Annotated in this window: 20 protein-coding genes and 1 pseudogene; 12 read left to right on the top strand and 9 right to left on the bottom strand. The window is 63.2% G+C overall.

Annotation, left to right across the window (positions count from 1 at the left end):
• The 12 genes and pseudogenes from J5M73_RS15545 to J5M73_RS15600 all read left to right on the top strand — a co-directional run.
• Positions 1-194, top strand: a pseudogene (locus J5M73_RS15545) (arginine-ornithine antiporter); the annotation flags it as partial.
• A gap of 52 nt (positions 195-246) precedes the next feature.
• On the top strand, positions 247-1,503 hold the full coding sequence (arcA, locus tag J5M73_RS15550) for an arginine deiminase (protein ID WP_102860582.1): 1,257 nt from the start codon (positions 247-249) through the stop codon (positions 1,501-1,503).
• Between the two features lie 77 nt (positions 1,504-1,580).
• The gene (locus J5M73_RS15555; protein WP_015636749.1) at positions 1,581-2,591 is read left to right on the top strand and encodes an ornithine carbamoyltransferase; all 1,011 of its coding nucleotides are present in this window, start codon (positions 1,581-1,583) and stop codon (positions 2,589-2,591) included.
• A gap of 88 nt (positions 2,592-2,679) precedes the next feature.
• The gene (gene arcC, locus J5M73_RS15560) at positions 2,680-3,609 is read left to right on the top strand and encodes a carbamate kinase (RefSeq protein WP_102860581.1); all 930 of its coding nucleotides are present in this window, start codon (positions 2,680-2,682) and stop codon (positions 3,607-3,609) included.
• A 71-nt stretch (positions 3,610-3,680) separates the two neighbouring features.
• Positions 3,681-4,040: a DUF5064 family protein gene (locus J5M73_RS15565; RefSeq protein WP_102860580.1), complete on the top strand. Its 360-nt coding sequence runs from the start codon at positions 3,681-3,683 to the stop codon at positions 4,038-4,040.
• Positions 4,041-4,165: 125 nt separating this feature from the next.
• Positions 4,166-5,674 carry a sigma-54-dependent transcriptional regulator gene (locus J5M73_RS15570; RefSeq protein ID WP_102860579.1) on the top strand — a complete coding sequence of 503 codons (1,509 nt, stop codon included), beginning with the start codon at positions 4,166-4,168 and terminating at the stop codon, positions 5,672-5,674.
• A 433-nt stretch (positions 5,675-6,107) separates the two neighbouring features.
• Positions 6,108-6,491, top strand: a complete 384-nt coding sequence (gene gcvH, locus J5M73_RS15575; RefSeq protein ID WP_102860578.1) for a glycine cleavage system protein GcvH — start codon at positions 6,108-6,110, stop codon at positions 6,489-6,491.
• A 10-nt stretch (positions 6,492-6,501) separates the two neighbouring features.
• Positions 6,502-9,357 (top strand): aminomethyl-transferring glycine dehydrogenase, encoded by a 2,856-nt coding sequence (gene gcvP / locus J5M73_RS15580; RefSeq protein WP_102860577.1) that lies wholly within the window; start codon positions 6,502-6,504, stop codon positions 9,355-9,357.
• Between the two features lie 180 nt (positions 9,358-9,537).
• Positions 9,538-10,914, top strand: a complete 1,377-nt coding sequence (locus J5M73_RS15585; RefSeq protein ID WP_102860576.1) for an L-serine ammonia-lyase — start codon at positions 9,538-9,540, stop codon at positions 10,912-10,914.
• Between the two features lie 40 nt (positions 10,915-10,954).
• Positions 10,955-12,079 (top strand): glycine cleavage system aminomethyltransferase GcvT, encoded by a 1,125-nt coding sequence (gene gcvT, locus J5M73_RS15590; protein WP_102860575.1) that lies wholly within the window; start codon positions 10,955-10,957, stop codon positions 12,077-12,079.
• A gap of 392 nt (positions 12,080-12,471) precedes the next feature.
• Positions 12,472-12,684, top strand: coding sequence for a cold-shock protein (locus J5M73_RS15595; RefSeq protein ID WP_007977299.1), 213 nt, complete (start codon positions 12,472-12,474; stop codon positions 12,682-12,684).
• A 96-nt stretch (positions 12,685-12,780) separates the two neighbouring features.
• Entirely contained in the window at positions 12,781-13,266 is a 486-nt protein-coding gene (locus J5M73_RS15600) for an RDD family protein (protein WP_102860574.1), read from the top strand.
• A gap of 63 nt (positions 13,267-13,329) precedes the next feature.
• Here J5M73_RS15600 and nadA read toward each other — a convergent pair whose 3' ends face one another.
• The 9 genes from nadA to J5M73_RS15645 form a co-directional block, all read right to left on the bottom strand.
• Positions 13,330-14,388, bottom strand: coding sequence for a quinolinate synthase NadA (gene nadA / locus J5M73_RS15605; RefSeq protein ID WP_102860573.1), 1,059 nt, complete (start codon positions 14,386-14,388; stop codon positions 13,330-13,332).
• Between the two features lie 331 nt (positions 14,389-14,719).
• Entirely contained in the window at positions 14,720-15,361 is a 642-nt protein-coding gene (locus J5M73_RS15610) for a thioesterase domain-containing protein (RefSeq protein WP_207815846.1), read from the bottom strand.
• Positions 15,358-18,426: an AMP-binding protein gene (locus J5M73_RS15615; protein WP_102860571.1), complete on the bottom strand. Its 3,069-nt coding sequence runs from the start codon at positions 18,424-18,426 to the stop codon at positions 15,358-15,360. The genes J5M73_RS15610 and J5M73_RS15615 overlap by 4 nt, the downstream gene beginning before the upstream one ends.
• A gap of 4 nt (positions 18,427-18,430) precedes the next feature.
• Positions 18,431-19,441 carry a zinc-binding alcohol dehydrogenase gene (locus J5M73_RS15620; RefSeq protein ID WP_102860570.1) on the bottom strand — a complete coding sequence of 337 codons (1,011 nt, stop codon included), beginning with the start codon at positions 19,439-19,441 and terminating at the stop codon, positions 18,431-18,433.
• Complete coding sequence (locus J5M73_RS15625; protein WP_102860569.1) at positions 19,441-20,784, bottom strand: 3-phosphoshikimate 1-carboxyvinyltransferase; 1,344 nt, start codon at positions 20,782-20,784, stop codon at positions 19,441-19,443. The genes J5M73_RS15620 and J5M73_RS15625 overlap by 1 nt, the downstream gene beginning before the upstream one ends.
• On the bottom strand, positions 20,781-21,989 hold the full coding sequence (locus tag J5M73_RS15630) for a Coenzyme F420 hydrogenase/dehydrogenase, beta subunit C-terminal domain (protein ID WP_243433818.1): 1,209 nt from the start codon (positions 21,987-21,989) through the stop codon (positions 20,781-20,783). The genes J5M73_RS15625 and J5M73_RS15630 overlap by 4 nt, the downstream gene beginning before the upstream one ends.
• 113 nt (positions 21,990-22,102) lie before the next feature.
• Positions 22,103-22,570 carry a GNAT family N-acetyltransferase gene (locus J5M73_RS15635; protein ID WP_102860567.1) on the bottom strand — a complete coding sequence of 156 codons (468 nt, stop codon included), beginning with the start codon at positions 22,568-22,570 and terminating at the stop codon, positions 22,103-22,105.
• Positions 22,571-23,506, bottom strand: a complete 936-nt coding sequence (locus tag J5M73_RS15640) for a DMT family transporter (RefSeq protein WP_102860566.1) — start codon at positions 23,504-23,506, stop codon at positions 22,571-22,573. It lies immediately after the preceding gene.
• Positions 23,487-26,387: an AMP-binding protein gene (locus tag J5M73_RS15645; RefSeq protein WP_102860565.1), complete on the bottom strand. Its 2,901-nt coding sequence runs from the start codon at positions 26,385-26,387 to the stop codon at positions 23,487-23,489. The genes J5M73_RS15640 and J5M73_RS15645 overlap by 20 nt, the downstream gene beginning before the upstream one ends.
• Positions 26,388-26,408: the final 21 nt, after the last annotated feature.

Here is a 26,408-nt window from a genome sequence, read left to right on the forward strand (position 1 = left end):
TGTACGCCGGCGGGGTCAAGTACCTGCTGCTCTCGGCCCTGCTCTACGCCCCCGGCGTGGTGCTGTTCGCCAAGGCCAAGATGGAACTGCACAAACCGATTTTCACCAACGTCGAGAAGCTGATTTTTGCCGCGGTGGTCATAGGCGCCCTGGTGGCGGCCTACGGGCTCTACGACGGCTTCCTGACCCTGTAACACCGCCTTTCAAGCAACACCCCGATTGTTTTGTCTCTGGAGGATCACAGTAATGACCACGGAAAAAGTTAAGTACGGCGTCCATTCCGAAGCCGGTAAACTGCGCAAAGTCATGGTTTGCTCCCCAGGCCTGGCCCACCAGCGGCTGACCCCGAACAACTGCGACGAACTGCTGTTCGATGATGTGCTGTGGGTGGCCCAGGCCAAACGCGACCATTTCGACTTCGTCACCAAGATGCGCGAGCGGGACATTGATGTGCTGGAAATGCACAACCTGCTGACCGACATCGTCGCCATCCCCGAAGCCCTGGACTGGATTCTGGAGCGCAAGATCACCGCCAATCAGGTCGGCCTGGGCCTGGTCAACGAAGTCGGCTCGTGGCTGCGCAGCCTGGAACCACGCAAGGTCGCCGAGTTCCTCATTGGCGGCGTCTCCGCCGACGACCTGCCCAGCAGCTTCGGCGGCAAGACCATCGAGATGTTCCGCGACTTCCTCGGCCACTCCAGCTTCATCCTGCCGCCACTGCCCAACACTCAGTTCACCCGCGACACCACTTGCTGGATTTATGGCGGCGTGACCCTGAACCCGATGTACTGGCCGGCGCGACGTCAGGAAACCCTGCTGACCACCGCCATCTACAAATTCCACCCCGAGTTCACCCACGCCGACTTCCAGATCTGGTACGGCGACCCGGACCAGGAACACGGCAATGCCACCCTGGAAGGCGGCGACGTGATGCCGATCGGCAATGGCGTGGTCCTGATCGGCATGGGCGAACGCTCATCGCGCCAGGCCATCGGCCAACTGGCACTGAGCCTGTTCAAGCACAAGGCCGTGGAGCGCGTGATCGTTGCCGGCCTGCCCAAATCCCGCGCGGCCATGCACCTGGATACCGTGTTCAGCTTCTGCGACCGCGACCTGGTCACGGTCTTCCCGGAAGTGGTGAGCCAGATCGTCGCCTTCAGCCTGCGCCCTGACGAAAGCAAACCGGGTGGCATTGACGTGCGCCGCGAGGAAACCAGCTTCCTCGACACCGTGGCCAAGGCCCTCAACCTCAAGGCCCTGCGCGTGGTGGAAACCGGTGGCAACAGCTTCGCCGCCGAGCGCGAGCAATGGGACGACGGCAACAACGTGGTGGCCGTGGAGCCGGGCGTGGTCATCGGCTACGACCGCAACACCTACACCAACACCCTGCTGCGCAAGGCCGGGGTCGAGGTCATCACCATCAGCGCCGGCGAACTGGGTCGCGGCCGTGGCGGTGGCCACTGCATGACCTGCCCGATCATCCGCGATCCGATCGACTACTAAGCCTTTAGACGACACCCTCTCCGACCGCGCCTACCCGGCGCCGGTCGGACCGATTACCGAATCCGAGGAAAACAATCATGGCGTTCAACATCCACAACCGTAACCTGCTGAGCCTGGAACACCACACCCCACGCGAACTGCGCTACCTGCTGGACCTGTCCCGTGACCTCAAGCGCGCCAAGTACACCGGCACCGAGCAGCAGCACCTCAAGGGCAACAACATCGCCCTGATCTTCGAAAAGACCTCCACCCGTACCCGCTGTGCCTTCGAAGTGGCCGCCTATGACCAGGGCGCCAACGTCACCTACATCGACCCCAACTCGTCGCAGATCGGCCACAAGGAAAGCATGAAGGACACCGCCCGGGTGCTGGGGCGCATGTACGACGCCATCGAGTACCGCGGCTTCAAGCAGGAAATCGTCGAAGAACTGGCGAAGTTCGCCGGGGTGCCGGTGTTCAACGGCCTGACCGACGAATACCACCCAACCCAGATGATCGCCGACGTGCTGACCATGCGTGAACACGCCGACAAGCCGATCCACGAGATCAGCTACGCCTACCTGGGCGACGCCCGCAACAACATGGGCAACTCGCTGCTGCTGGTGGGCGCCAAGCTCGGCATGGACGTGCGCATCTGCGCGCCCAAGGCCCTGTGGCCCCATGACGACCTGGTGCAGCGCTGCAAGCAATACGCCGAGGAAAGCGGTGCCCGCATCACCCTCACCGAAGACCCGAAGGCTGCGGTCAAGGGCGTGGACTTCATCCACACCGACGTCTGGGTCTCCATGGGCGAGCCAGTGGAAGCCTGGGCCGAACGTATCGAACAACTGCTGCCGTATCAGGTCAACGCCCAGTTGATGAAAGCCACCGGCAACCCTCGGACCAAGTTCATGCACTGCCTGCCGGCCTTCCACAACAGCGACACCAAGGTGGGCAAGCAGATCGCCGAGCAGTATCCGCACCTGGCCAACGGCATCGAAGTCACCGACGACGTATTTGAGTCCCCGGCCTGCATCGCCTTCGAGCAAGCGGAAAACCGCATGCACACCATCAAGGCGATCCTGGTTTCGACCCTGGCCGACCTCTAACCCGCCTCCCCCTGCCGGGGCCGGCTTGCCAGCGAACCGCTGTTCGCCGGCAAGCCGGCTCCTACAGAGCCTCTAGAAGGACTGCATTATGCGTATCGTCGTTGCACTGGGCGGTAACGCCCTGCTCCGCCGTGGTGAACCCATGACCGCGGACAACCAACGCGCCAATATCCGCATCGCCACCGAACAGATCGCCAAGATCCATCCCGGCAACCAGCTGGTGATCGCTCACGGCAATGGTCCGCAGGTGGGCCTGCTGTCGCTGCAGGCGGCGGCCTATACCCAGGTTTCGCCCTACCCGCTGGACGTGCTCGGTGCCGAGACCGAAGGCATGATCGGCTACATCATCGAACAGGAACTGGGCAACCTGCTGGACTTCGAGGTGCCCTTCGCCACCTTGCTGACCCAGGTGGAAGTGGACGCCAAGGACCCGGCCTTCAAGAACCCGACCAAGCCCATCGGCCCGGTCTACAGCCAGGAAGAAGCCGAGAAGCTGGCCAAGGAGAAAGGCTGGGCCATCGCCCCGGACGGCGACAAGTACCGCCGGGTGGTGGCCAGCCCGAAACCCAAGCGCATCTTCGAGATCCGCCCGATCAAGTGGCTGCTGGAAAAGAGCAGCATCGTGATCTGCGCCGGCGGTGGCGGCATTCCGACCATGTACGGCGAGGACGGCAAGCTCAAGGGTATCGAGGCGGTGATCGACAAGGACCTGTGTTCGGCGCTGCTGGCCGAGCAACTCGAAGCCGATCTGCTAGTGATCGCCACCGACGTCAACGCGGCATTCATCGACTTCGGCAAGCCGACCCAGAAGGCCATCGCCCAGGCCCACCCGGATGAAATGGACAAGCTGGGCTTTGCCGCCGGCTCCATGGGGCCCAAGGTCCAGGCTGCCTGCGAATTTGCCCGGCACACTGGCAAAGTCGCGGTGATCGGTTCACTCTCGGACATCGAAGCGATCGTCCAGGGCAAGGCCGGCACCCGCATCAGCACAGCGAAAACCGGCATCAGCTACCTGTAAGACGCTTGCTGTGAGAACACGGGGCAGGCCCGCTGCCTGCCCTCATTCAAAGCCCTGGAGGAGAGACGCCTATGGCCATGTTTGAGCCCGGTCACCTGCATATAGAGCGCCATGCGCTGAGCAAGGACGACTTCAGCTACAACCTGTGCATCGACTATGAACTGGCCCAGGACCCCAAGGAGGGTCATGGCATGCTGTTCACCCTGCACGGCACCATTGAAGACAAATCCTTGAAAGAGCAGTTCTTCCTGGCCAAGGACCTGGCCTTTGACTTCGCCCGTCACGCCACCCGCATCGCCCAACAGTACGGCTTGCCCAAGAGCGCCAGCATTGCCTCCATGCACAAGTACTACGACGAGATGTTCGAAGACGTACGCAAACAACTGAACGTCAAGCCCGGCGACCCGATCAACCCCGAACACCTGGCATGACCCCCCTTCTGTAGGAGCCGGCTTGCCGGCACGCCGGCTCCTACAACGCCCCCATCGATTTCGACTAAGGCCCTCGCCCAAGGCATACTGGCGCACTTCAGTGTCCCAGAATCTTCTGTCATCCCATGCGTATCCACGTCAGTTTCATCGACCGCGTCGGCATTACCCAGGAAGTCCTGGCCCTGCTGGGCGGACGCAATCTCAACCTGGATGCGGTGGAGATGGTGCCGCCCAACGTCTATATCGATGCCCCGACCCTGAGCCCCCAGGTACTGGAAGAGCTGCGTGATGCGCTGTTCAACGTACAGGGCGTGCAGGCGGTAACGGTGGTCGATATCCTGCCCGGCCAGCGTCGCCACTTGCAGTTGGACGCCTTGCTGGCGGCCATGACCGATCCGGTACTGGCCCTGGACAGCGCCGGCAAGGTATTGCTGGCCAACCCGGCGCTGATCGCCCTGTATGGTCGTGAACCGGCGGGAGAAAGCGTCGCCGAACTGTTTGCCGATGCCGCACTGCTGGAGGCCCTGCTGGAAAACGGCTTTCGCCTGCCGCTGCGGGAAATCATGGTCAACGGACAGACGCTGCTGCTGGATGCCACGCCCATTACCGATGCCGGCGCGCTGCTGACCCTGTATCAACCCAACCGCATCGGCGAGCGTCTCTCGGCCCTGCACCATGATCACGCCGAAGGCTTCGATGCCCTGCTCGGCGAATCCCCGGCGATCCGCACGCTCAAGGCCCGGGCCCAACGGGTCGCGGCCCTGGATGCACCGCTGTTGATCCAAGGGGAAACCGGCACCGGCAAGGAGCTGGTGGCCCGCGCCTGCCACGCCATCAGCGCTCGGCACAGTGCGCCCTTCCTGGCCTTGAACTGCGCAGCACTACCGGAAAACCTCGCCGAGAGCGAACTGTTCGGCTACGCCCCCGGGGCCTTCACCGGGGCCCAGCGCGGCGGCAAGCCGGGGCTGATGGAGCTGGCCAACCAGGGCACGGTGTTTCTCGATGAGATCGGCGAGATGTCGCCTTACCTGCAAGCCAAGCTGCTGCGTTTTCTCAACGACGGCAGTTTTCGCCGGGTCGGTGGCGATCGCGAGATCAAGGTCAATGTGCGCATCCTCAGCGCCACCCATCGTGACCTGGAAAAGATGGTCGGCGAAGGCAGCTTCCGCGAAGACCTGTTCTACCGCCTCAACGTATTGAATGTCGAAGTGCCGCCGCTGCGCGAACGTGGCCAGGACATCCTGCTGCTGGCCCGCTACTTCATGCAGCAGGCCTGCGCGCAGATCCAGCGCCCGGTGTGTCGCCTGACCCCGGGCACCTACCCCGCCCTGCTGGGCAACCGCTGGCCGGGCAACGTGCGGCAGTTGCAGAACGTGATCTTTCGCGCGGCGGCCATCTGCGAAAGCAACCTGGTGGATATCGGCGACCTGGACATCGCCGGCACCTCGGTGGCACGGCAGAACGACACCGAAATCGAAAGCCTGGAACAGGCCGTGGAAAGCTTCGAGAAAGAGCTGCTGGAAAACCTCTACGTGCACTACCCCTCGACCCGGCAACTGGCCAACCGCCTGCAGACCTCCCACACCGCCATCGCCCATCGCCTGCGCAAGTACGGCATTCCCAACAAGGCCTGACCTGCCCCCTCACCCGTAGGAGCCGGCTCGCCGGCGAAGAGGCCCTCAAGCCCTGTGTAGTTCATCAGGGTGCCTTCGCTGACAAACCCGCCCCCACACCAGCCCCTCACTGTCAGAGCCAGTCGCCGATATAGGTCTGAAAGCGACCTGCAACTGTACTGAAAGCGCTACAGCGGAACGATTTCGCTACACAGCCTTGTAATCGCTGCCGTGCAAGGCTTTGATCCTCAAAGCCTTTTTTCTACAGCATCAGGTGTAGCGATTTCGCTACACGCGAAAATTTCAGGCCAAAGAGAAAATCACTCAAGCCATTGTTTTTAAAGGATTAAATATTTATTGGCCGTGTTCTTGCTATGGTCATTGTCATTCGGCTCGGCCCTGCACGAGCATTCAATCGCGTCCACCAGACGAGTCTGGCCCTTGAGGAGTTTCCATGAGCGAGTTGCGTTTTACTGAAGATCACGAATGGCTGCGTAGCGAAGCGGATGGCAGTGTCACCGTCGGCATCACGGCTTTCGCCCAGAACGCTCTGGGTGATGTGGTGTTTGTGCAACTGCCGGAGCTGCAGAGCTACGACAAGGGCGCCGAAGCCGCCACCGTGGAATCGGTAAAGGCCGCCAGCGGCGTGTACATGCCACTGGACGGTGAAGTGGTCGCCACCAACCCGGCCCTGGAAGACAGCCCGGAACTGGTCAACGAAGATCCGCTGGGTGAAGGCTGGTTCTTCCGCTTCATTCCCGCCGATGCCGCCGCTGTCGGCCAACTGCTGGATCAGGACGCCTACGACCGCCTGATCAAAGCCAGCGCCGAAGCCTGAGGAGCCCGTCATGACCGTCAACCTGACTACCGCCAACGAATTCATCGCGCGCCACATCGGCCCGCGCCAGGCCGATGAGCAAGCCATGCTCAACAGCCTGGGCTTCGACTCCCTGGAAGCCCTGAGCGCCAGCGTGATTCCCGACAGCATCAAGGGCACCAGCGTGCTGGACCTGGGTCAGGGCCAGAGCGAAGCCCAGGCCCTGGCCTCGATCAAGGCCATCGCTGCCAAGAACCAGCTGTTCAAGACCTACATCGGCCAGGGCTACTACAGCTGTCACACCCCCTCGCCAATCCTGCGCAACCTGCTGGAAAACCCGGCCTGGTACACCGCCTACACCCCCTACCAGCCAGAAATCTCCCAAGGTCGCCTGGAAGCCCTGCTGAACTTCCAGACCCTGATCAGCGACCTGACCGGCCTGCCGATCGCCAACGCCTCGCTGCTGGACGAAGGCACTGCCGCCGCCGAAGCCATGACCTTCTGCAAGCGCCTGAGCAAGAACAAGGGCAGCCACGCCTTCTTCGCTTCCGTGCATTGCCACCCGCAAACCCTGGACGTACTGCGCACTCGCGCCGAGCCCCTGGGGATCAACGTGGTGGTTGGCGATGAGCGCAAACTGACCGATGTCAGCCCGTTCTTCGGTGCCCTTCTGCAATACCCGGCGAGCAACGGCGACCTGTTCGACTACCGCGAACTGGCCGAGCGCTTCCACAACGCCAACGCCCTGGTGGCCGTGGCCGCCGACCTGCTGGCCCTGACCCTGCTGACCCCGCCGGGCGAATTCGGTGCCGACGTGGCCATCGGCAGCGCCCAGCGCTTCGGTGTACCACTGGGCTTCGGTGGCCCGCACGCGGCTTACTTCTCCACTCGCGATGCGTTCAAGCGCGACATGCCGGGCCGTCTGGTCGGTGTCTCGGTAGACCGTTTCGGCAAGCCGGCCCTGCGCCTGGCCATGCAGACCCGCGAGCAGCATATCCGCCGTGAAAAGGCCACCAGCAACATCTGCACCGCCCAGGTACTGCTGGCCAACATCGCCAGCATGTACGCCGTGTACCACGGCCCCAAAGGCCTGATCCAGATTGCCCAGCGCATCCACCAACTGACCGCGATCCTGGCCAAGGGCCTGAAGGATCTGGGGCTGGCCGTGGAGCAGGACAACTTCTTCGACACCCTGAGCCTGCGCACCGGTGCCGACACCGCCGCGCTGCACGACAAGGCTCATGCCCGAGGCATCAACCTGCGGGTGATCGACGCCGAGCGCCTGGGCCTGTCCCTGGACGAAACCACCACCCAGGCCGACGTTGAAGGCCTGTGGAACCTGCTGGGCGAAGGCAAGGCCGCACCGGACTTCGCCGCCCTGGCGGCTGCGGTCACCAGCAGCATCCCCGCCGCCCTGGTCCGTCAGTCGGCAATCCTCAGCCACCCGGTGTTCAACCGCTATCACTCGGAAACCGAGCTGATGCGCTACCTGCGCAAATTGGCGGACAAGGACCTGGCCCTGGATCGCACCATGATCCCGCTGGGTTCCTGCACCATGAAGCTCAACGCCGCCAGCGAGATGATCCCGATCACCTGGGCCGAGTTCGGTGCTCTGCACCCCTTCGCTCCGGCCGAGCAGAGTGCTGGCTACCAGCAACTGACCACCGAGCTGGAAGCCATGCTCTGCGCCGCCACCGGCTACGACGCCGTCTCCCTGCAGCCCAACGCCGGCTCCCAGGGTGAGTACGCCGGTCTCCTGGCCATCCGCGCCTATCACCAGAGTCGTGGCGATGACCGTCGCGACATCTGCCTGATTCCTTCCTCGGCCCACGGCACCAACCCGGCCACCGCCAACATGGCCGGCATGCGCGTGGTGGTCACCGCCTGCGACGCCCGCGGCAACGTCGATATTGAAGACCTGCGGGCCAAGGCCATCGAGCACCGCGAACACCTCGCCGCGCTGATGATCACTTACCCGTCGACCCACGGTGTGTTCGAAGAAGGCATCCGCGAAATCTGCGGCATCATTCATGACAACGGCGGCCAGGTGTACATCGACGGCGCCAACATGAACGCCATGGTCGGCCTCTGCGCGCCGGGCAAATTCGGTGGCGATGTGTCCCACCTGAACCTGCACAAGACCTTCTGCATTCCCCACGGCGGTGGCGGCCCGGGCGTTGGCCCGATCGGCGTCAAATCGCACCTGGCGCCTTTCCTGCCGGGCCACGCGGCGCTGGAAAACAAGACAGGCGCGGTGTGTGCCGCGCCGTTCGGCAGCGCCAGCATCCTGCCGATCACCTGGATGTACATCCGCATGATGGGCGGCGTCGGCCTCAAGCGCGCATCGCAGCTGGCGATCCTCAATGCCAACTACATTTCCCGGCGCCTGGAAGAGCACTACCCCGTGCTCTACACCGGCAGCAACGGCCTGGTGGCCCACGAATGCATCCTCGACCTGCGTCCTTTGAAAGACAGCAGCGGCATCAGCGTCGATGACGTGGCCAAGCGCCTGATCGATTTTGGCTTCCACGCGCCGACCATGTCGTTCCCGGTGGCCGGTACCCTGATGATCGAACCGACCGAAAGCGAATCCAAGGAAGAACTGGACCGCTTCTGCGACGCCATGATCCGCATCCGCGAGGAAATCCGCGCCGTGGAAAACGGCACTCTGGACAAGGACGACAACCCGCTGAAGAACGCTCCGCACACAGCAGCAGAACTGGTGGGCGAATGGTCCCATCCGTACAGCCGCGAGCAGGCCGTGTACCCAGTGGCATCGCTGATCGAAGGCAAGTACTGGCCGCCGGTTGGTCGGGTCGACAACGTGTTTGGCGACCGCAACCTGGTGTGCGCCTGCCCGTCGATCGAAAGCTACCAGGACGCCTAAGCCGTCCATCACAGGAGAGCCGTGCCCCTGCAGATACCGCGTATACCTGTAGGAGCCGGCTCGCCGGCGATGAGCGATAACGCATCAATCGGGCAGAGCAGCGGCGCCTGAATCGCGGGCAAGCCCGCTCCTGCAAGTGCCTGCTTGCCGATCAATACAATAAGAAACCGGAGAACCAACATGTCCCTGAGCGTGTTCGACCTGTTCAAGATTGGCATCGGCCCCTCCAGCTCCCACACCGTCGGCCCGATGCGCGCCGCCGCGCGTTTTGTCGAAGGCCTGCGGCGCGATCAGCTGCTGGCCAGCACCACCTGCGTCAAAGTCGAGCTGTACGGCTCGCTGGGCGCCACCGGTAAAGGCCATGGCAGCGACAAGGCGGTGCTGCTGGGCCTGGAAGGTGAACACCCGGACACCGTGAACACCGAAAACATCTCCGCACGCCTGCAGCAAATACGCAGCAGCGGACGTATCGATCTGCTCGGCGAACACAGCATTGCGTTCAACGAGAAAGAACACCTGGCAATGATCCGCAAACCCCTGGCCTATCACCCCAATGGCATGATTTTCCGTGCCTTCGATAGCGCCGGTCTGCAGATCCGCAGCCGTGAGTACTATTCCGTTGGCGGCGGTTTCGTGGTCGATGAAGACGCCGCCGGCGCCGACCGTATCGTCGAAGACACCACCCGTTTGACCTTTCCTTTCAGGAACGCCAAGGAACTGCTGCAGCACTGCAGCACTTACGGCTTGTCCATCAGCCAGGTGATGCTGACCAACGAAAGCGCCTGGCGCCCGGAAGCGGAAACCCGTGCCGGGCTGCTGAAAATCTGGCAGGTGATGCAGGACTGCGTGGACGCCGGTTGTCGCAATGAAGGGATTCTGCCCGGCGGACTCAAGGTCAAGCGCCGCGCCGCCGCCTTGCATCGCCAACTGTGCAAACACCCGGAAGCGGCACTGCGCGATGCCCTGTCAGTACTGGACTGGGTCAACCTCTACGCCCTGGCGGTGAATGAAGAAAACGCCAACGGCGGGCGAGTGGTCACCGCCCCTACCAATGGCGCGGCCGGAATCATTCCGGCGGTGCTGCATTACTACATGCGCTTCATCCCCGGGGCCAACGAAGACGGGGTGGTGCGCTTTCTCCTCACGGCTGCGGCCATCGGCATTCTGTACAAGGAAAACGCCTCGATCTCCGGCGCCGAAGTCGGCTGCCAGGGCGAAGTGGGCGTGGCCTGCTCAATGGCGGCCGGGGCCTTGTGCGAAGTCCTCGGAGGCAGCGTGCAGCAGGTGGAGAACGCCGCGGAAATCGGCATGGAACACAATCTGGGTTTGACCTGCGACCCGATTGGCGGCCTGGTGCAAGTGCCCTGCATCGAGCGCAACGCCATGGGTTCGGTCAAAGCCATCAACGCGGTGCGCATGGCTCTGCGCGGCGACGGGCAGCATTTCGTCTCCCTGGACAAGGTCATTCGCACCATGCGCCAGACCGGCGCCGACATGAAAAGCAAATACAAGGAAACCGCCCGTGGCGGTCTGGCCGTGAACATTATCGAGTGCTGATGCCCAAGCGACGCATCCGCACATTTTTCAGGAGTTGCCCATGTCCACCGAAACACTGTTGAAAACCCCATTGCACAGCCTGCACCTGGAACTCGGCGCCCGCATGGTGCCGTTCGCCGGCTACGACATGCCGGTGCAGTACCCGCTTGGGGTGATGAAAGAGCATCAGCACACCCGTGAGCACGCCGGTCTGTTCGATGTGTCCCACATGGGGCAGATCCGCTTGAGCGGCGCCAATGCCGCCCAGGCCCTGGAAACCCTGGTGCCGGTAGACATCATCGACTTGCCGGTGGGCATGCAGCGCTACGCCATGTTCACCAACGAACAGGGCGGCATCCTCGACGACCTGATGGTCGCCAACCTGGGCGACGGGCAACTGTTCCTGGTGGTCAACGCCGCGTGCAAGGAGCAGGACCTGGCCCATCTGCGCCAGCACATCGGCGATCAATGCGACATCCAACCCCTGTTCGAAGAACGCGCCCTGCTGGCACTGCAAGGACCGGCAGCAGTCACCGTACTGGCACGCCTGGCGCCGGAAGTGGCGCAGATGACCTTCATGCAGTTCAAGCCGGTGCAGGTGCTGGGCGCCGACTGTTTTGTCAGCCGTTCGGGTTACACCGGAGAGGACGGCTTCGAAATCTCGGTACCGGCTGATCAGGCGGAAAAACTTGCCCGGGCGCTGTTGGCCGAGCCAGAAGTGGCGGCCATTGGGCTGGGCGCCCGTGACTCCCTGCGCCTGGAAGCCGGCCTGTGCCTGTATGGCCACGATATGAACAGCGACACCACGCCGATCCAGGCCAGCCTGCTGTGGGCTATCTCCAAGGTCCGCCGTGCCGATGGTGCCAGGGCTGGGGGTTTCCCAGGCGCCCAGGCGATCTTTGCCCAACAGCAAGATGGCGTCAGTCGCAAACGCGTCGGCCTGCTGCCCCAGGAACGGACACCGGTACGAGAAGGCGCGGAAATCGTCGACGCCGAAGGCAACATCATCGGTAGCGTCTGCAGCGGCGGCTTCGGCCCCACCTTGGGCGGTCCATTGGCCATGGGTTACCTCGATGTGAAGCACAGCGCACTTGATACGCCGGTTGCTGCAATAGTTCGTGGGAAAAAGGTGCCAATGCTTGTAAGCAAAATGCCATTCGTGCCACAACGCTACTACCGTGGCTAAAGGACTGTTTCTATAAGTAACGCGGTTGCGTTAGAAGTGCACTAATCTGTAACGCAACCGCCATAAAACAGTGCATATTTTCGATACTGAACGCTACTTATAACGCCCGAAAACAATTGAACAACTCTATCGAATAAGCCCTGCACGCTAGTTCCGCCAAACCTCGGAAAGCTGAGTAAAACCGGGGCTTCGCGGGGCTTGTTTTTTCTCCCATAGTTGGCGTAGAGTTTCCCCACTGTGTTTGCATGGGTCGCTTGGAATCGTGACCTGGGCAGTAGCTAACAAGTTTGCTACAACCCGTTCGACGTCTCTTACTTTCCTGCAACCCAGCCCAGTACTCTTTCATGAGGAAGAGACTGTCATTAATTTTTTAGCGTCAAAGGAAATAAGAAATGTCCCAACGTCAGAGCGGTACCGTCAAGTGGTTTAACGACGAGAAAGGTTTTGGTTTTATCACTCCAGAAAGCGGTCCGGATCTGTTCGTACACTTCCGCGCCATTCAGGGCAACGGCTTCAAGAGCCTGAAAGAAGGCCAAAAAGTGACCTTCATCGCTGTGCAAGGCCAGAAAGGCATGCAGGCTGACGAAGTACAAGCAGAAGCTTAATCGTCTGTAACGAAAAAGCCCCTGATGCTGACATCAGGGGCTTTTTTGTGCGCGCAATTCCGTAAAATGGCTTCTTTTTTCAGTCGAGAGCCTGTCATGTCGAAGCATCTGCTAAGCCCCCAAGGCGATTTCCCTACTGTCGGCCTGGGACGTCGCCTGGCAGCGATGTTCTATGATTTTCTACTGTGCGTCGCCCTGCTGATCGTCACCGGCGGCATCTACAAATTTATCCAGATGCAGATCATCGGCGAAGCGCGGATGCGTGCCTTGACCGAATCCGGCGCTCTGGATGGCGACCCGCTGTACTCCACCGTCCTGCTGTTTGTGCTGTTCGGCTTCTTCGCCAAATTTTGGACCCATTCAGGGCAGACCCTGGGCATGCAGGTCTGGGGCATCCGCGTACAGAACGCCGATGGCAGCCGCATCAGCCTGTGGCAGGCATTGCTGCGCTTCATGGTATCGATCGCGTCCTGGCTGTGCGCCGGCCTGGGCTTCTTCTGGGTGCTGGTGGACAAGCAGAAACGCAGCTGGCACGACATCTATTCCAATACCCAGCTGGTGCGTATCCCCAAGAAGAAATAGCCCGCCACTCACAAAAACGCCCCGACAGATCGGGGCGTTTTCATGACCACGGGAGAAAACCGATCAGGCGTTACCCGCCAGTTTCATCCGCGCCGCCTGGGTGAAGTCCAGCATGCGCTTGAGCGGCCGAACCGCATTAGGGATCAGCGCCGGGTCCACATGGATCTCGTTGCTGCCCTGCTGCAGGCACTGCAAGGTGCGCTCAAGGGTATTCATGGCCATCCACGGGCAATGGGCGCAACTGCGGCATGCCGCGCCGTTACCGGCAGTAGGCGCCTCGATGAACACCTTGTCCGGGCACAGCTGCTGCATCTTGTAGAAGATGCCGCGGTCGGTAGCGACGATGAAGGTCTTGTTCGGCAAGCGCTGCGCGGCCGCGATCAACTGGCTGGTGGAGCCAACCGCGTCAGCCAGATCGATCACCGAACTGGGGGACTCCGGGTGCACCAGGATCGCCGCCTCTGGGTACAGCGCCTTCATGTCTTCCAGTTGCTTGGACTTGAACTCTTCATGAACGATGCATGCACCGTCCCAGAGCAGCATGTCGGCACCGGTCTGGCGCTGGATGTAAGTCCCCAGGTGCTTGTCCGGACCCCAGATGATCTTCTCGCCGTTATCCATCAGGCTTTCGACGATCTCCAGGGCGCAGCTGGAGGTGACCACCCAATCGGCGCGGGCTTTGACCGCAGCCGAGGTGTTGGCATACACCACCACGGTACGCTCGGGATGCTGATCGCAAAAAGCCGAGAACTCATCCACCGGGCAACCCAGATCGAGAGAGCAAGTGGCTTCCAGCGTCGGCATCAGCACGCGTTTTTCAGGATTGAGAATCTTCGCCGTTTCCCCCATGAAGCGGACACCGGCAACCACGACGGTCTTGGCCGGATGGGCATTGCCGAAGCGCGCCATTTCCAGGGAGTCGGAAACACAGCCACCGGTTTCTTCGGCCAGGGCCTGAATCACCGGATCACAATAGAAATGTGCAACCAGCACCGCATCCTGAGCCTTGAGCTCGGCAGCGATGGCGGTACGCAGATGGGCCTCTTGCTCAGCGCTCAAGGGTTTGGGCTGCTTGGCGTCGAGGTGGGCTTGAACCAGAAGGCGTTCAGAAATTTGCGTCATGTTCGCAAGACCTGCAGGCGCTTGGGCGCGAAAGTCGAGTATACCACCGGCTCCGGACCGCTTAGGGCCCCGCCGGGAGAGTGAGTTCATCAGATACGGACAGCATTGGAGCCGCGCAAGGCTACAGAATATCCAGGGTATTCAAAAGCCTATTCTGCCCAACAGCCACGCCCCGCCCCGCCGGCTCCGTATCTGCCCCGGGCGGGTTCAAGACGCGCCTGGACCGTCGGTCGGGCCGAACACTACCCTGCCCCGGTCCGGCATGCACCAGCAGGAGGTACAAGGAACGACCCGACGGGAACTTCACTCGCCTCGAACAACCCACAACCGCTCACCAAGCGATTCGCGGCAGGGCGCTGCGATCCAGAAGCCAGGTCGCCACATCAGGGCTGTTGATCACTGAAGCATGGTGACTCCGCTCATCCCGCCAGTAGCGATTGTCCTGGGCCGGATCGAGGCCCAAGCCCTGGGCCAGCGCCTCGGCGCTGCGGCCAGCAGACAGCAGCACATCCACCGAGCGCCCCTTCAGCGACACAGCCTGCCACTCAGAGAGCAGCAGGATATTGCCGTGAACGCAGTCACGGCTGACCAACTGTGCATCCACCAAGTCGTCGATATAGGCGTACTGCGGGTCGGCTTCCAGGCGCTGGGCAATGGCGGCCGGGGCCAGTCCCCGTAGCTCCGCCAGCCGTGGCGGGTCCACCAGCAATACGGGCTGCGGCGCACTCGCCGGGCCCCGCTGTGCCACGCAACAAGCGGCCACATAGGCGCCGAATGAGTAACCCAGCACCGCGTCCACTGTATTCAGGTCGTGCTCCTGGGCAATGTTTCGGGCCAGGGCGCCGACACTGGAATAGGGCCAGTAGTCGCTGTAGTTGACCTGCACCAGCGACACCCGCCCCTTGAGCGCCCGCCCCAGGGCGGAGAAACAGATCGGATGGCCGACAAAGTCGGGAAAGCAGATCAGCTTCATCGCCGTTCCCCTGCCGCAACAAAAGACTCAAGGAAGGCCCGGGCCTGCGGCTCTGGCAAATAGCTGTTGAGCAGCACCTCGCAGCCCTGGGCCGACTTGACCACTGTCAGGTCAAGCAGGGTCTTGGGCCACTCCGTGACCGGGTTGGCGATCCGGGTGTGCAGCCACTGTGCATCACTGGCCGGCAGCTCGACGAAGTTGCACAGGAACGCCGGGGCAAAGCCATACAAGCCCAGCGCGGCGAGTATCTCCTCATAGCCGAGCGCCGCTCGGGCCAGCTTGGCATTCAGGTAGTCCATGGTGGCTTGCGGCTCGCAACCCTGGGCAAATCGCTCCGGTGTCAGCGGCACCGGCACGGTGTAAGTGGAGAAACCGCTGATCACCGCCTGCTCGGCCCAGGCGAACAGCAGATTGACGATAGGCGCTTCGATCCCCAATCCCCCGGCACAGCCCTGGCGAAACGCCTGCAACAGGTGGAACAGACGTTGCGGCGAGGCCAGCTTCAACGGGTCCATGGCCAACCGCGCCCGCATCTGTACCGGCTGGGCGGTGGCCGCCGGCGCCGCGACATCGGCCAGCGGCGCATACTCCTCGGCCTCCTGCTCCCAGGCCTCGGTGCCGCCATCCGCCAGGCGTTCATAGTCCTCGACCTGCATCAGGTTGTTGCCGATAAAGGAAAAATCCGCCCCCTCCGCTGTCAACTGCGGGTCCTGCGCCAACTGCTCAACGCTGCGCAGCAGGCTCAGTTGTCCAACGTGGTTGCCGAGAATGTGATGCAGCCACAGCCCCAGGTGCAGGACGCCGTCGATGCGCACCTTGAACAGGCTGCACAGGTCCTGTTCGAACAACGACAGCGGCCGCTGGAGGAAGTGTTCCACGCAGGCCTCCTGGCTGGGGAACTCCGCCACGGCGTCTAGCCACAGGCGCGCCGGCGGCTCGGGAGCCAGGTCGAAACAGTACTCGCCCTCGACCCGGGCCACTCGACAGCCCGCTAGCGGATAACGCTGCTTCAGCCCCTGGGCCAGCGTCGCCAGGTCCAGCCCGGCGGCCGGCAACTGCTCGGGCCGGAACAGATAGAGCACGTTGTTGGCCCGCAGGTCCTTGTGCAACAGCTCGGCATACACCATCGACAGCTGGCTCTTGTTCAGGCCGATCCAGCGACTGTCGCCAGCCGCCTGCAACGGCTCGGGAACGTTGCGCAACACCTCCCGGGCCTGGCTGGCGGAGGTGGCGCGGAGCACGGCAAAACGCCCCAGGTGGCTGTTGATCGAAAACCCTGCATGGGCTTCGGACAGCGACTCCTGCTGCAGTGGCGTGACGTAGTACTGCTCGGTGCCCCTTTCCAGCAACGACGCCAAAATGGGCTGCGCCTGCAGCCAGTCCAGCAACTGCTGCAGGCTGCTCATGCGGTAGAACTGCTCCAGGCCCAGGCCCTCCCGACCCAGGTGCCGGTTCACCGTATCCACCAGCTTGATTGCACCCAGTGAGTTGCCTCCGTTGTCGAAGAAACTGCGCTGACGGTCATGAGCCAACACGCCAAAGCGCGCGAGAAAACGCCCCGCAGCCGAATCGTCCACGTCCCGGGGCCGATGCTCGCCGCACAGGCGCTGCTTCAGTTCAGCGATATCCAGCTTGCCGGACGCCCGCAGGGGAAAGCGTTCAAGCCCGACAAAGCGCTGCGGCAGCATGAACGGCGGCAGGCGTTGCCGACCATACTCGGCCAGCGCCCCAGGCTCGACACCGGGGGCTTGCAGGTACACCAGCAGCAACTGCGCCTCGCTCCCCAGATCATCCAGCAGCACCGCACAGTCGAGCATTCCCGGATAACGCTTGAAGGCCGCAGCCACCTCAGTCAACGACAGGCGCTGGCCACGCAACTTGATCTGGTCATCGCTGCGGCCGTGAAAGTGATACAGCCCCTGGCCATCGCGGGAAACCAGATCACCGCTGCGGTAGCAACGCAGCGTCTGGCCCTGCCACGGCCGTTCGATGAAGCGCTCCCGGGTCAGCGCCGCGTCCCCAAGATAACCGGGGGACAGCCCATCTCCGGCAATCAGCAATTCACCGGGCTCATCCACATCGCATTCCTGCCCGTCGGCCCGCACCAGCAGCAAGACAGCATCGTCCACGCCATGGCCGATGGGAATCTCCCGGGTGCTGTCAAAGTCCCGGGGAATGGCATAGACACAGGTGCCCATGGTGTTTTCCGTGGGGCCATAACCGTTGTACAGCGTCAGCCCGTCGGCGGCGGCATAGGCCTGCTGGATATGCCCCGCGGACAGCACCTCACCGCCGACCATCAGCCGCTGGACACCCCGCAGCCAGTCGCGATCGATGTCGATGAAGGTGTTGAACAGGGTCGAGGTCAGCCACAGGCTGTCGACCCCGGCGTCATGGATGTAACGCCGCAGGTGCCCGAGGGTCAGCGGACCGGGGACATGAATATGCAGCTCGCCGCCATTGAGCAGCGCAGTCCAGATCTCGAACTGCGAGGCATCGAAGGTCAGGTTCGAGGCATAGAGCATGCGAAAACCCGGCTGCAACGGAAAGTGTCGCGGGCGGTCGCAAAAGCCCAACACCCCGCGATGGGTGCAGGGAATGATCTTCGGTGCGCCGGTAGTGCCGCTGGAAAAGTTCACGTACACCGGCTCGGCACCGGTTAGCTGTGGCCAGCACGGCCGCTCGTCCGGCGGCGCCAGCAATGGCCCCAGTGCCAGATACCCGGGGCCACCGGCAGCCTCCTGAGTGATGCGCCAATGCACGCCGCTGCGTTCACAGACCGACTGGTTCCACTGGGGCGGATTGCTGCGGTCCAGATAGCAGTACGACAGGCCTGCCCGGACCATGCCCACCAGCAGCACCAGTTGCTCGATCGAACGCTCCACTTCCAGGCCCAGGGTGCTGCCCGGCGACAGGCCGAGGCCCAGCAGCCGCGCCGCCACAGCGGCCGAGCGCTGCTCCAGCTCTCGGTAGCTGAGCCGTGCGCCGTTGCAGCTCAGTGCGGTGTCCGTGGCGTGGCGAGCGAAGACTTCATCCAGGCGCGAAGCAATAGATAGATGGCCCATGCCGTTAATCGTCCCTGTGCTTGATCAGGTTGATTCCAGGGGCGAAGAACGCCTCTGAGTTGTAGGTCTGCAACGCCTTGTCCAGGTTCATCTCGACACGTTGCAAGTGCTCCAACCAGGCCTTGCCGGCCACCAGGTAGTCGAGGCAGCGCGCGATGTTGCGCTCCACACTGGCTTCCCCCGCCGGACACTGCACATTCTTGAGGCCATGATGGTAGGCGTCGTCGCGATAACCGTTACCGCAGCGGGAAACGTTGACGATGTCGATGTTGCCCATTTGCGGCGAGAGCTCCAGGGTCAGGCTGACTCGCCCGACATTCACCAGCCGCGAACGGGTTTGCCCGTTGCCCTGCGGATCGAGCAGCGCCAGCAAGCGCGGGAACAAGGCGCTGATATCGCCGTCGATGCACAGGAAGATCCGGGTGAAGCGCCCGGCCATCGCCCCAGGCTCGGCCAGCAGGTCGAGCACCCGCACCGGCAGGCCCGGATCGATGGCGGCCGGGTTCAGGTCGGCCACCCAGATCTGCGCGTCATGACAGGCCGCCACCAGGCCGAGCATCTTGCCCACCAGGCCCATGCCCACCACCAGGATCTGTTCCCCCGCCTGCAATTGCGCACGGTCCACCGCATGCACGGCCGTGGCGCCCAGGGTGGCGAGAATCGCCTGGTCCTGAGTCAGTGACGGCGGCACCTTGCACACCAGGCGCTGCGGCACCTGGATCCAGTTGGAATGGGTGGCGATCCTCCAGCCCATGGCCACCACCCGGTCCCCCGGTTGCAAGCCTGCAACCTTGGCCCCCACTGCGTGAACCACCCCGACCGCGCAATAGCCCAGTGGCAACTGCTCGCCCGTCTCGCGAACCTGCTGCAGGTAGTGGCGCTCGGTCCCCGGACTGACCATGGAATAGTCCACCGCCACCCGCACTTCGGTGGCCGCCAGTGCGGCGAGCGGCGCCTCAAGGGCGATCACGCCATTGGCGCCACAGGCGGTGAGTGTGTAGCAATCGGCGCGCATCAGGCCTCCCGTCCGGTCAGGCGATCCAGGCATTGGGCGAACCCTGGAAAGGAAGTCTGGTAGCAATGCCCTTCGAGGATGGTGGCCTTGAGCCCGTGGGCCAGCAGTAGCACATGGGCAGTCATCGACAGGCGATGATCGCCGAAGGTCGGGATCGCCCCCTGCACTCGCGGTGTCTGCCCGCCCGACACCTGCACGTCGTAGCCCTCGACCCGATAGTCCAGGCCCAGGGCGTTGAGCATGCTGCGGGTGGCGGCGATCCGGTCCGACTCCTTGAAGGTCAGTTCGTAAAGGTCACTGAAGGTCGCACTTCCCGGCAGCACGCAGCTGATGGCCAGGGCCAGCGGCACCTCGTCGATCATCGCGTGGAACTGATGCTTGTCGCGCAAGTCGTGGGCCCTGGGTCGGCCACCGCCGCGCAGCAGCAGACGCCCCACCGGCTCGCCATGGCGAATGCTGTCCACTTCCAGCGTCAGGTTGAAGCCGCAGGCCAGCAGCCAGTTGAAGAAGCCCAGGCGCGTCGGGTTCAGGCACAGGTTGTCGAAGCTCAGGCACTGCTGCTCCTGGTGGCGGTTGCACAGCAGGAACAACGCCGCGGGATAGGCAATGGCCGATGGGTCGCGGGGCACGCTGATCTCGGTGGGGATTGCACAGTCACGGGGCTGATAGTGGATCTGCAGTTGCTCGTCCTGCAGCCAGTCGCCAAAACTGTTGATGATGCGCTGGGTGTGATCCCGGGCCACCACCGGGTAACGGATCGACATCGGCTTGCGTGCCGCGACCCCGGCAAACAGCAAGGTGCTGATGGCCTGGGCGCTGCCAATCCGGATCTGCGCCGCACCGCCCTGGAACGACGCCTGATGAATGCGGATTGGCAGCGCTCCCGGCCGGCCCAGGTACTCCAGGTGGGCACCCATCTGGTTCAAGGGCTCGACGATCCAGTCGAAGGGACGATTGCGCAGGGTCTCGTCGCCGTCGACGATGCACGGCACATTGAGCCCCACCAGCATCCCGATCAATAGCCGCGCCGCAGCGCTGGAGGGCCCCAGGTCGACCCGCCGATCATGGGTTGCCTGGGCGAACTCACCGCTGATCTCCAGGCTCTGTGGCGCTTGCCCCGGCGTGACCTCAAGGCCCAGTTGCTGCAGGGCATCGAGCAACAGGGTCACCGCCTTGCCCCGGTTCAGGTCCCGCAGGCGCACCGGGTGCCGAGCCAGTGCAGCGAACAGGATCATCCGGTGGCTGATGGACTTGTCCGACGGCAAGTAGTCGTCGATGTTGGCCCAGACCTGCTGTTCACGGTCCAGGGTGAAATCGATGGGCCGGTCCGGATAATCGATCATGGGGTACTCCTGTACTTGGCGGGGTTGATCAGTTCGGCGTCGTCCACCAGCGCTTCGTCGTCGAAGGAGTCGCCCACACCGGGGCCGGCGGGCAGCACCAGCGGCTGGGTTTCGTAGAAGCGCCGGCGATTCTTCTTGCGTTCAAGGCCGAGGTTGAAGCCACTCAGGTCGACGCCCCAGCTTTCCAGCCGGCCGTGGGCGATCGCACTGTCCACCAGGGCCTGGCCCCTTTCGGTACGGATCAGCGCACGGCCGTGTTTCTGCTCCTGGGAGCCGTTGAGACTGGCTTCAAAAATGTTCGGGTCGCCGTCACAGACGCTGACGTCGGCCAGCCCGCTCATCCAGTCACCGCAACTGAGGCAGCGAAAGGTCTTGTTGTCCTTGAGCTTGCCGAGGATTTCCCAGAAATCGATGCCGAAGGTCTGGCTGTCCAGCAGGGTGACTTGCAGGCGCCCGGGGTAATCGCCTTCGCGGTACTTGATGCCGCGGACCTGTTGCGGGTCCTGCCCCAGCACTTCGCTGATGATGCTGCGGGTGCCGGCCGGCAAGGTGTTGGAGGAACAGGCGGTCTCGATCACGCAAACGATCTGGCTGCGGGCCCAGTGGCCGATGGCCGTGTCCCGACGCTGCAACTTGCGGATCGCCTGCACGTGGCAAGCCAGCCCCACCAGGGCGATGCGTGCCTTGGGCTGCTGCTCGTAAACTTCACGCAGGGCATTCAGGTAAGGCGCCAACTGGTAGGTGGACTGGGCATTGTTGATGATCGCCTGTGCGGCGCTGCCCAGCTGCGGGGCACTGCGCCAGCCCTGCTCGGGGTGACGGCCCATGGTCAGGGTCAGGTCCACGCCGAAGTGGTCCCGAGCAGTCAGCAACAAGGTGGTGGCGGTGCCGCCGCTGGCCGAGCGCCGGACAATCTGCGGATCGGTGGAGCGCGCGCCGATGGCGTGGCGACTGATTCCCAGCCAGCGCTCATCGGCGCGGCGGGTACGACCGAACAACTCCAGCTCGGCGCGATCGGTATCCGGCTGCAACCCCGGACACACCGCCAGGCACTCGGTGCAAGTTCCACAACTGTCGCCGATGCCCTCCAGCAAGGGCACCACCCGATCCGGGTCGAAGCTGATCACCTGCTCTGGACACACCAGGGCACAAGCGCCGCAACCGGCACACAGATTCTGATCGAGCACCGTTAGTTTCAATAACATCCCTGTCATCTTGGACAAGCCTCGTGTGCCGTTTTCCGGGTGCAGCCGGCCGCGCCCCTGCGAATCAGGGGCGGGCAGAACCTGCAGTGCTGAAGGGGCCGCTGACGGTCAGCTCAAAGCGGGCGTTCCATCTTGATGATTTCGATGGAGACCGGGCTGTTGCCCCGGCTGAAAGTACCTTCGCCGATCTTCTGGAAGCCGTGATGGGCATAGAAGCCTTCGGCCGTCAGAGTCGCCTCCAGGTAAGCGGAGCGGGCACCGCTGGCCCGCAGTCGAGCGAGCGCCACCTCCAGCAAGCGGCTGCCGATACCGCGCCTGGCACCGTCGCCACGCATGAACAACTTGCTGATCTCGTTGCCGTCGAGCTCGACGAAACCTTCGATCTGCTCGCCCTCGGCCAGCCACAACAAGCCCTTTTCCACGGCTTCGCGGTAGGTTTCCGGCGAGCGCCCATCGAGCCACATGCGGATCTGCTGATCGCTGTATTCAGAGGTGCACAGGCGCTCTACCGAGTTGCGGTGGGCCTCGAAAATACCGATCAGATCGTCCGTGGTTGCCTGGCGTATCCGTACATTGCTCATTCAGCTGAACTCCACTTTCTTGGGGGCGGGGTGGTAGCGAAACTTGAAGTTGATCAGGCTGCCCAACATCACCAGGGCACTGCCGAGCATCAGGTGCAGGCTCAGGGGCGTCTCCCCCAGCCACGCTGACAGGTAGCTGGCACCGATCGGGTACAGCACGCCGACGTAGCCGGCGTTCTCGGCGCCCATGCGCTTGATCAGGTCGATGAACAGCACGAACACCAATGCCGAGCACACCACCCCCAGGTACAGCAGGATGCCGAGGTCGACCAGGGTTGCGGGCAGCTGCAGCCTGTGGCCGCTGAGCAGCAGGCTGATGGCGTACAGGGCGCAAGCCCAGCCGGACGCGACCTTGTTGATGTGCAAGGTGCCGAGCTGGAAGGTCTTCTGGATATGTTCGGAAAGCACCGAGGCGATGGCCACCGCCAGAAAGGACGTCAGCCCCAGAGCCACCCCAGCCAGCGACAGCGGCCGTCCCGGATCGCCAAGCATGAACACCCCCAGCCCGGCAATGCACACCACTGCGCCGAGCAGGTTGTGCAAGGCAACCGGCACATGCAGGAACACCCGTTTGAGACCGATGATGAAGAAAATCACGAAGGCGCTGAGGCAGGCCATCTGCGCAGCGCCCAGATAGGCAGTGGCCAGGTAGGCCAGGCCAATGCCGGCATAGAAGTACACCGCACCCACCGTGGCCATCAGCAGGTAGGCCTTGCGTGCCACCGGTTGCCGGGGGCCGGCGAACAGCCGTTGCCACAACCACAGCACGCCATAGGCGATCAGGAAGCGCAGCATCAGCGACGAGCCGACGTCGCTGCGCTCCACCTGCAGGGAGATGGCGATCCAGTTGGTGGACCAGATCAGCAGGCAACCGAGAAACATCAGCACGGCAACCAATGAACGAGGTTTCTTGTTGTTATCGAGCATGGCGTTCATGGAGGTGTCTCTCGTTCAAGGCAGTGACGATCCCGCTCAACAACGACTCCAGGCGCTCGGCGCCGAAGACCTGCGGGTCGTAATCGATTTTCAGCAACAGCTCGCCCGCAGCCAGGTAGCCGGTGAACTCCAGGTGATGGCTGGGGCTGCCCTGCATCAACTGCAGGCTCAAGGGATGCACGCCGACCCGGGCCCCGGGTTCGTTCTCCACGGCGCCGAGGAAGTTGTAGCTGTAGCCACAATCGAACAGACCCTTGAGCCGCTCGGCCTCGGGCGTGGCGAAATAGCGGTTGCCGAAACTGTGGGCGATCCCCTGGCTGGCCTGTTGGCTGGCCTTGATTGCGCCAGCAATCGCCTGCAGGTCCAGGCTGGTGATCTGCAACACCAGGGGGTAGATCACCGTCAGCCAACCGAACACGCTGTTGAGCTCGGCGCCACTCTTGTCCAGGGCCCGGCCGTGATCCAGCACATGGACTTTCTGGAACGGGTTGTCGTCGCCCTGGCTCATGACGCGAAGGATCGCCGCCAGCAACAGCTGGCTGGTCTCGGCAACGCCCTGGGCCCACTGCGGCAGGTCGCGGACCGGGCCCAAAGACAGTTCTACCCGCCCAAAGGCCTCGCGCCGGGGAAACTCGGGCTGCTGCGCCGTCAACGGCCCGCAGCGGCTCCACGGCAGCGCCTCCCAGAACGCCTCATGGGTAGCAGCGGCATGCTCACGCTGGTAGGTCTGCTGCCACTCCTCGAAAGCCGTTGGCCGAGCCCAGCGCTGCATGCACTCCAGGCCCCGTACCAAGCATTCGTCCAGCTCGGAAACCAATAGCATCCAGGAGTACCGATCGACCTGGAACTGATGCCCGGCAATGATCAGGTGGTGGCCATCGGCGTCCTGTTGCTGACTGAAACACAAGTGCTGCCCCTGACTCAGGGAGATGGTCGCGCAGGTCTGGGCCACGGCTTGTTGCAGGTCCGTCGTGGCGGGCAGCAAGCCGAGGTCCTGCACGCCGTGCTCGATGAAGTGATGGCTGAATATCGCCCGCAACGCCTGGCTGACCCGCCCTGGCTCCTCGCCCGCGGCGATATCCAGCACCAGGGCCTGGTTCCAGTGGTCCAGGTCGCTGATCCCGCGGCTGAGCAGAAAACGCCGATTGGGCAAGCCGATGGCCTGTGCTCGGGAAACCCCGGGACGAGCCTTGGCCTTCGCCGGCTGAAGCTGCAACTGCCCCAGCGCCTGATCCGACAGCAGCTCTTCCAGGTCCAGCACCAGACCTTTTCTCTTCAGCGTGGCGACCACCTGCAAGGCCCGCAGCGAATCACCGCCATTGTCGATAAAACTCCTGGCCGGGTCCGCACTCTGCCCGCCGAGCACCTGGCCGATGGCCTGCCACAAAGGCTCCGATGCGGCCTCTGTTGACGTTGGTGCCATGGCACTGGCGGCCAGTTGCGCGAGCGCCTGCCGGTCGATCTTGTTATTGCGGTTCAGGGCGAAACGCTCCACCAGCATGAACCGCGCCGGCACCCTGTGCGCCGGTAGCGCGGCCCTGGCGGCCTGACGCAGCAGGTCTTCGTCGAGGCTGGCGTCGCGGGCAATGACAAAGGCCACCAGGGCCACGTTATCCCCCGCCTGATGGGCGATCACACAGGCTTCCTGCACCTGGGCCAGGGCCTTGAGCTCCGACTCCACCTGAACCAGGCTGACCTTCTGCCCGTTGACCTTGACGATGGAGTCCTTGCGCCCCAGCAGGCGAATGGCGCCATCAGGCAGGCGGCACGCCAGATCGCCGGTGGCGTAGCACGGGCGCTGCGGGTCCGTGGGGCTGGGTTGGGTCAGCTCGACGATCAGCCCGCTGGCCGGGTCCAGGCGCCGGGCAATCAGGGAGGAATAGAGCAGCAATTCACCCACGCCCTCGCCATAGGGCTGCCCCGGCTCCTGGGCAATCTCCAGGGTTACACCCTCCACCGGACGATCCAGGGCCCAGGTCGGGTCCTGCAGGGTCTGCCCCTGATCGATCCTGGCGTAGAGCGCGGTGGTGCACTCGGTCGGTCCGTAGGCGTTGAACAATTGCGAACCTGGCGCAAAGGCCTGGTTGAAACGCTGGATGTCCGAGGGGTGGATGATCTCGCCACCGATCACCAACCGCTTGGGCTGGGCGTAAGTGGCGCTGGCGTCGCTGTAGAAGGCTCGCAGGTAGGGCACGGTCATGTGCAGCACGTCGATGTCGTGCTCGGCGATCATTGCCTCGACGGCGGCGAAGTCATGTTCCCGGGGATTGAGGCTGCACAGGGTGGAGCCGGTCTTCAGGCTGGCAAAGATGTCCATCAGGCCGGCGTCCCAGCCAGCGGAAGCCAGTTGCAGGACACGCTGCCCAGGGCCGATACCGACATAGCCGATGTAGTTGTCGATGTGCCGACCCAGGGCCTCGATGCGTTGCACTATGGCCTTGGGCTCACCGGTGGAGCCGCTGGTGAAGATCACGTACTCCTGGCAGCGCAGCGGGTATGCACGGCCAGGGGCTACGGGCCGGGGCTGCAGCTGCAGCAGGTCGAGCACCGGCAAGGAGGCGCTCAGTTGCGCGCCGGGCCGCGACGTGCCATTGAGGATCAGGTTCACGCCCAGGCGCTCAAGCACCGGCGCCAGTTCGTCCAGGTTGCTCGCCGGGTCAATGAACACCACGCGCCGGGCGCTGGACAGGGCCGCGATCAGCGCCGCATACATGGCCCGGCCATGGCTGGCATACAACGCCACCACCGGCTGCTGCAACCCTTTCAATTCGGCACTGACGGCCTCGCGCAACCGGTCTAGCTCGGCAAAACCAAGGCTGCCCTGGACATCAATGATTCCTGCAACATCGGTACCCGCCATGCGAGCAAAAGCCTGCAACATGATATCCCTGCCTTGTTGTTA

Origin of the sequence: Pseudomonas sp. 50_B (genome assembly GCF_017491625.1) — a bacterium.
In the GTDB taxonomy this organism is placed as follows: Bacteria; Pseudomonadota; Gammaproteobacteria; order Pseudomonadales; family Pseudomonadaceae; genus Aquipseudomonas; species Aquipseudomonas danubii.